Source organism: Candidatus Eremiobacterota bacterium, assembly GCA_031082125.1.
Taxonomy (GTDB): domain Bacteria; phylum Vulcanimicrobiota; class CADAWZ01; order CADAWZ01; family Ess09-12; genus Ess09-12.
Genome location: JAVHLM010000038.1, coordinates 53169 through 60007 on the forward strand (window position 1 = coordinate 53169; position 6839 = coordinate 60007).

Genomic DNA, 6839 nt, shown 5'->3' on the forward strand with positions numbered 1-6839 from the left:
TCTCACTTTCCCAGGACCTTCTCCAGTTCCGCCGAGAGAGCCTCTATGTCATAAGGTTTCTGGAGGAATCCCCTGCACCCTCTCTTCATGATTGCGGATGCCTGCTCGTCAACACGGTAGCCGCTTGTAAGAAGCACCTTCACCGAGGGTTTTATCTTGTTCAGGGCATCAAATATCTGGACGCCGCCCATCACAGGCATGACCAGGTCGAGGATCACCAGCGCGATATGTTCATGATCGCTGCTGTATATTTTGATGGCTTCGAGGCCTGTTTTTGCCTTGAGCACCTTGTAGCCCATGACGGTGAGCATGCGTTCCAGCACAAAGAGGACCTGTTCTTCGTCATCGACGATGAGAATGGTCTCGCCTCCCCGCCGCAGGGGTGCGGCCTCACTGATTTCCTCGAAAACGGGCTGGTCCGTGACCGGAAGGTACAGGGAAAATGACGATCCCTTTCCCGGGGCGCTCTCGACAGTGATGAAGCCCCCAAGGCTCTTGATGATGCCGTAAGCCGTCGCCAGGCCGAGGCCCGTGCCGCCCTCTGACTCCCTGGTCGTGAAAAAAGGCTCAAAAATCCGCTCGCAGGTCTTTTCATCCATACCGGTGCCGGTATCACTTACTGTAAGGCGGATATAGCAGCCCGGCTTCACCCCGTGCGGCGCAGTGTCCCTTGAGGAGAGCTCCGAAGCTTCAGTGCTGAGGGAGAGGTAGCCTCCTGAGGGCATTGCCTGGCCTGAGTTGACAAGCAGGTTGAGGAGCACCTGCTCTATCTGCATGTGGTCCGCCATCACGGCAGGCAGCTCCGGTGAGCACAGAAAATTGATGGTGATGTCCTTGCGGGTCCTTCCAAACATCCCTGCGATTTTCTGTAGGGTATCGCTGAGATTCAGGGGCCTCACGTCACCCCTGTCCCTGCGGGCAAAGCCGAGAAGCTGCTTGTTGAGGTTCGCCCCCCGCTTGATGAGCGCCTTCATCTCCTGGATATCCTGGTAGAACTCGAACTCCTTGCCCAGCTCGAGCTCAATAAGGGACAGGGTTCCCAGGATTCCCCCCAGGAGATTGTTGAAGTCGTGGGCAATGCCGCCGGCAAGGGTGCCGATGGACTCCATCTTCCTGGCCTGGTGAAGCTGCTGAAGAATGGCCTCGCGCTCACGCTCCGCCTGCTTCTGGGCCGTCGCGTCCCAGATAATGCCGCCGATGCTCAGGGGATTGTCGTTGTCGTCATAGGCGGGTCGCCCCCTGGAGTAGATATGGCGCACCGCGCCGTCAGGCCCTATCACCCTGAAATCGGACTCGTAGGGGATTCTCTTTTCAAGGGCCTCCAGCAGGGCTTTCTTGATTCTGCTGCGGTCATCAGGGTGAAGGGCCGAAAAGAACTCCTCGGGCAGCCCCTTGAACTGTGCGGGATTTATTCCCAGGAGGTGGCAGGTCCGATCATCATAAGTGCGCCTGTCCGTCGTGATATCCCACCGCCAGGTGCCCATGGCCGCGGACCGCAGGGCCATGTCAAGCCTCGCCTGGTTCTCGCGGAGAGCTTCTTCAGCCTCCATCCGGCTGGTGATGTCGCGGACGAATCCCTCTGTGCCGGCCACCTGGCCATGCTCATCGTAAAAGACCTGGGCATTGAGGGAGATCCAGATGAGGGAGCCGTCCTTTTTCCTCCCCCTGCCTACCCGGTCATGGACGTTCCCTTTTTTTCTCATATCCTTGAGCACCGATTGCCAGTCTTCATGCGATGCATAGAGAGCTTCTATGGGGAGGCCCATCATCTCCTCACGGGAGCCGTACCCATACATGGGCACGGCTGAAGGGCCTGCCAGGATGATATAGCCCTCCAGGTCTGCCCTGAAATAGGCATCCTGGAGGTTCTCAAGCATGCCGACAAGCTGCCTCTCCTTTGCCTGGAGGGCCGCCTCAGTGAGCTTTCGCTCCGTGATGTCACGGGAGAGGCCGATTACTCCCTGCACCCTGCCCTCGCTGTCTTTGAAGGGGACCTTGTCGGTGATGAACCACCTTTTGCCCCGGTCTGTGCCGATTACCTCAGGGATCCCTTTCCTGGGCTCTCCCGTGGCGATTATCTCCTGGTCGGTGTGGAAAAACTGTGCTGCCAGATCCCTCGGCATGAATTCATCCATAGGCCTCCCCAGGACTTTGTCCGGTGAGAGCCCCAATGTTTCAAACCAGAGCCTGTTGGCGCCGATGATGCGATTGTCCAGGTCCTTGTAAAAAATCAGCGCCGGGACGGAATCAAGGAGAAGCCGCAGCTCATCCCTCTGCTTCTGGAGGGCCTCTTCGCTCTCCCTTGTCTTTTTGTGGGCTTCAAAAAGCTCACAGGCCATCTTGATTGAGGAGATAAGCACGGCATCGCCTGATTCTTTTGTCACGAAGCCGTAGCGCATGATGTCCCCCACGCTGTCCACGACCTCTTTTTCGGAGTGGGAAGTGAGAAAGACGATGGGGAGGCTTTTCAGCTTCAGAATCTCAATGGAAGCCTCGCGGCCGCTCATTCCTCTGCCCAGCTCAATATCCATAAGGACAAGATCTATGTGAGGGTCGCTTTTCACCTGGGTAATGGCTTTATTTCCCGACGATGCAATGACCACGTCAAAGCCATGGTCTTTCAGGATTGCGGATTCGGTCCTTGACACCAGGGCAGAGTCTTCAACAAGAAGTATTTTTTTCCGGCTCTCTTGAACCGTCATGAAGGCACCACCAGCTCTGCGGTCAAAATTCGCTCATATAGGTTTCACTGGCTATTATCCTGTTCTGTTCCAGGGTTATCCCGCGAAGGCGAGGAAAGAGGTCCCGGCGTGCCTTGTCCTGGAGAGAGTGAGCGGGCACCAGGAGCATCTCAGTATGGAACTTGGCGTCGAACTCAAAATAGGGATGGGATGGGATGCGCCCCATCAGAGCACGCTGCTCCTCGCGGCGGAGCACGTCCTTGAGCTTCGCCACAAAGGTGTTGTAAAGGGAGGGATCGCCTGCCCGGTGGATGATGAACACGAGCTTCGAGGAGTCTCTTTTTCCCGAGATCAGGTGGGGCAGGAGCTTCTCCGGCATGGGGACAGGATCATAGTAAGGATCGATGAGGATGAGGTGGTAATGCTCCGGCGTCTCAAGTATCCTGTAACCGTCGGTGAGGGAAAGCTTTACAAAGTCGCCGTCATCGGGAAAGGAGCGGATCTTTGCCTCCTCCTCGTCAAAGACCGCGATGCGGCACTTTACGCCATGGGTTCTGCACACTTTCTGCACAAGGGAGGCGCTCCCGAGGTAGCAGAATTTCTTGAGATGATCCTCCTGATACCTGTAAAGGTCGCTGTCTCTCAGAGAAATCTCCAGGCGCGCACGGATGGCAGGCTGCACGCCCTGGTATTTGCAGCAGCCGCAGAAGCTGTCAGCGTAAAGAAAGGGGCTCTCACATTCCTTGAGAAGCCACGTGACGGTCTCAATCAGCCAGGAGTGCTTCAGAATATCGCCGGCGTTGCCGGGAGCGTACTTCACCATGGCATGGTCCTCTCCAATATGCTCTTCCATGATTCTTGACCGTTCCTTGCGATTCCTCCGGGTTGAGACATAGGATTTACAGGGAGAAGGGGAGAAGATAGTGCAGGGGGTGTTTGGACTGCTATTAAGCGTCTGCCGCAAGAAGGAGGAATTTCATGCCTATCGGCACGCACCAGATTTTCGTCGGTCCCGCGCTCTCCTGTGCAAATACGGCCGATGAGCGCTACGGAAAGAGAGTACCTTACAACCTGAGTGAATACATCCATGAACAGCGGGTAGCCCTCTCGACACCTTACTTTTTCCAGGAGTGGCAGCCTGAGCGGCGGTGGGTGGAATTCCACGACGGGGCCTTCTATCCCAAGGAGAACAGCTGGACTCAGATTATCACAAGCGATCACCCCGACGCCCAGAGGACCCGCCATGAGCTTCTGCACCAGCCCCATAACCTGGGCATCCATTCCCCCAACATCATGATCGACGTGCTTGACGACAGCTACGGCCATTTCAAGAAAAACCAGTCGCTCGAGAGCATCTGCCGTGCCATGGAATATGCCCAGACCGTCGGCGCCGACTATTTTGTATACCACCTCGTGCAGAGGGATCTCTGGGTCGATCCCTCCATGAGAAGGAACATGCTTATCCCCGAAAGCCTCCGTGTCTATGCGTGGCTCTCGGAATATTACAGGAGAAGAAAGTTCACCTTTGTTCCCTGCATCGAGGTGCTGGAGTATCCCAAGTACCCTGCCACGCCCTTTGAGGTGCGCCAGATACTGAAGAGCTGCCAGCTTATCCTGCCGCAGACCAGGCTTGCCTTCGATATTTCCCACCTCTGGAGAAGCAGAAGCCTCATATGCGAGACCCAGAGGTCAGGCTTCGAAAATGTGCGCTTCAAAGTCTTTTACCACGTGCTCAAGGATGCCCTGGATCCCCTTGGGCCAGACGACATATATGTCTTTCACCTGGGAGGGTGCTGGGGCATAAGGACTCACGAGGTTCCGGGCATTCTTCCCGACGATGACCCCTTTGATTCCCTCTACCGCCTTGACTGCCCCGACTACCTTTACGACGAGTATTTCGAAATGAATGTCTCGAGGGCTCTTGACGCCGTCGTCGATTTCTGCTTCGTCCACAGCGTCCCCATCCGCCTGATCCTGGAGATCTTCAACAAGGAGTACCCCGTAGTGCTCCGGGCGCTCGAGGAGGTCTCGGCGGCTCTCCATGCCAAGGTGCTGAGGAGGTGGCGCTCGTGAATCTTCTCGATTCATTGAGAGCTCTCAACGGCTGGTTCTGGAACGACGAGGTCTGGCGCGTGGGGCTCCAGTCCATGGGCGCCCTTTATGATGAGTTCCGCCTGGAGAGGGGCCTCCAGAAACTGAGCGACTCGGCAAATCTCTGGGATGCCATGCAGTCCACGGCATGTGAATACCTCGCCGTGGCGGGGCGGCAGATATGCGAGGACAAGGACAGGCTGGGCACGGGGCGCTCCGTAAGGAAGGAAGAGTACCTGAGCTACTATGTGAACTACGAATGGCCTCCTCTGGAACTCTTCCAGTCCGTATGGGCCGAGAACTGCCTTGGCGAGGCGAATCCTCTTCCCAAGCGCGTCCTCTTCTATTTTGATATCGAGTATTACAATAACGTTGACAGCACGGTCCTCCTGCTGGATCAGCAGGGTGTCTTTGAGGCCCTGGAGCCTGTATATCAGCTCATCAGGCAGGTGCTGTTGGACCTCGGGATAGAACATCTCGCGGTGCTCACGGGGAGAGGCTATAACTTCATCTCCGTCATCCCGCCGGAATCGCCGGTCTTCCAGAGCCTTATTGAGATAGGAGGGCCTGTCGAGGAGAGCCTTGCCAGGAAGCAGCAGATGCCCACCTTCAAGAGGAGGAGAAGAGTGCCCTGGCAGGCTGAGAAGTCCTTCAAGGGAGCCCTCAGGCTTGTGCTCTTTTTCGCTGGCCTTATTATCGAGGAAGCACGGCGGCGGGCCTGGTACGTGCCCATAGAGATGAGCGATATCGGTTCCGAGGGCATCTCCTTTGACGTGACGATGCTCACCAGGAGCGTGGACACTTCATCATGCGCCATTCCCGCCTCGCCCTACCTTAAGCTTCATTACCAGAAAGTCCTGGACAGCCGCGTAGTGAACAACACCCCTGTCCCCGTGAGGCTCATCAGGGCAAGGAACGCCCATGAGAATTTTCCTGGCCTTGCGAGGATGATAGAGGTGAGAAATGATTACCAGAAGGCATTCGACCATTTTTCCGGCCAGGTGGGCTATATTCCCGACGGGAGCAGCGGGATTGCCAGGCTTGCCGAGCTCTATTACCGCTCCCCCCTTTACAGGTTCCACCAGGCCTTTGACAGCGAGCAGCACGATCCCTACTGGGACTGGTGGAAGACGTACAGGGACTATGAAGCGGTCACCGCAAGGTTTCCCCATCTGGCAGGAATTATCCACAATGCAAACCCCTGCATGCTGCAGCCCGATCACCTGAACCGCCTGGTAAACGATTTTCTTGATGCCGGCTGGCATCCAAAGCACATAGGCGGCTTCATCAGGGCAGTCTATGAGGATTACCGCTTTAACTGGAACAACCGATTCACCAAGTATGATCCCGCCAAGTGGGCAGACGGGTGGGTCGAGATCCTCGGCGGGCAGCGCTTCTTCGGCACCGGCTGACCCTGCGGTTATCACCAGTCACAGCTCTATACCGTCCTTTTCCAGTTCTCTCGGGAAAAGCCGCTCCAGTGCTCTGAGCTGCTCGTAGTCTTGCTGCGACATGACGCGGGGAGCCACCTGGAAAGGGAAGAGCATCTCCAGCATCAGATCGGTGCCGATATCGCTGATTTCATTGCGATCCTGGAGGCTGGCCCTGTCCAGAAGCACCCAGATATCGAGATCGGAATCTTCTCTCGCCTCTCCTCTCGCCCTGGAGCCGAAAATTCTCATTGCAAGCACCCTTGCCCCCATCCGCTCAAGGATGCGTTTTGCAAAGAGGGTGGAAATCTCCTGCTCAAGGGGAGAAAGGGCCGAAAGGCTCCTGTCAGAGCACGCAGGGATATTGAATTCTGCCATATTCTCATTATATATTGAAATACCTGTCATTGCAAGAGGAGAGTGCGCCCCGTACCCTCCTCCCACGGCAGCTTTACGCCCTTCTCATATACCAGAAAGGGCTCAGGCTCCGAGAGACTGCCGAAGATGACGGTAAGACCGTGGGGAGCCCGGCCCCTGATGGTGAGGGTCCGCAGATCGTGAAGCAGGTGGAGGTGACAGGCCTCACAGAGCACGATGAGGTTCCACTCGTCATCGGTGCCGCCCTGGGAGCGCCTGA

6 protein-coding genes are annotated in these 6839 nt (G+C 56.5%); 2 read left to right on the plus strand and 4 right to left on the minus strand.

Annotation, left to right across the window (positions count from 1 at the left end):
* Nucleotides 1-2: 2 nt before the first annotated feature.
* Both RDV48_27800 and RDV48_27805 read right to left on the minus strand, forming a co-directional pair.
* Nucleotides 3-2702 carry a PAS domain S-box protein gene (locus tag RDV48_27800; protein ID MDQ7826639.1) on the minus strand — a complete coding sequence of 900 codons (2700 nt, stop codon included), beginning with the start codon at nucleotides 2700-2702 and terminating at the stop codon, nucleotides 3-5.
* A 22-nt stretch (nucleotides 2703-2724) separates the two neighbouring features.
* Entirely contained in the window at nucleotides 2725-3534 is an 810-nt protein-coding gene (locus tag RDV48_27805; GenBank protein ID MDQ7826640.1) for a hypothetical protein, read from the minus strand.
* 125 nt (nucleotides 3535-3659) lie between these two features.
* On the opposite strand from RDV48_27805, the gene RDV48_27810 reads away from it, so the two are divergent.
* Both RDV48_27810 and RDV48_27815 read left to right on the plus strand, forming a co-directional pair.
* Entirely contained in the window at nucleotides 3660-4754 is a 1095-nt protein-coding gene (locus RDV48_27810; GenBank protein ID MDQ7826641.1) for a hypothetical protein, read from the plus strand.
* Nucleotides 4742-6184, plus strand: coding sequence for a hypothetical protein (locus RDV48_27815; protein MDQ7826642.1), 1443 nt, complete (start codon nucleotides 4742-4744; stop codon nucleotides 6182-6184). Before RDV48_27810 ends, RDV48_27815 begins: the two co-directional genes overlap by 13 nt.
* A gap of 18 nt (nucleotides 6185-6202) precedes the next feature.
* Here the strand turns inward: RDV48_27815 and RDV48_27820 are convergent, their stop codons facing one another.
* Nucleotides 6203-6580: a nucleotidyltransferase domain-containing protein gene (locus tag RDV48_27820; GenBank protein MDQ7826643.1), complete on the minus strand. Its 378-nt coding sequence runs from the start codon at nucleotides 6578-6580 to the stop codon at nucleotides 6203-6205.
* A 26-nt stretch (nucleotides 6581-6606) separates the two neighbouring features.
* The coding region (locus RDV48_27825) for an HNH endonuclease signature motif containing protein (GenBank protein MDQ7826644.1) at nucleotides 6607-6839 on the minus strand (233 nt) is incomplete at its 5' end.

Excerpts from the sequence above, each read along its gene's own strand:
- RDV48_27800 (MDQ7826639.1), bottom strand. The coding sequence starts at position 2,702 with ATGACGGTTCAAGAGAGCCGGAAAAAAATACTTCTTGTTGAAGACTCT.
- RDV48_27805 (MDQ7826640.1), bottom strand. The coding sequence starts at position 3,534 with ATGGAAGAGCATATTGGAGAGGACCATGCCATGGTGAAGTACGCTCCC.
- RDV48_27810 (MDQ7826641.1), top strand. The coding sequence starts at position 3,660 with ATGCCTATCGGCACGCACCAGATTTTCGTCGGTCCCGCGCTCTCCTGT.
- RDV48_27820 (MDQ7826643.1), bottom strand. The coding sequence starts at position 6,580 with ATGGCAGAATTCAATATCCCTGCGTGCTCTGACAGGAGCCTTTCGGCC.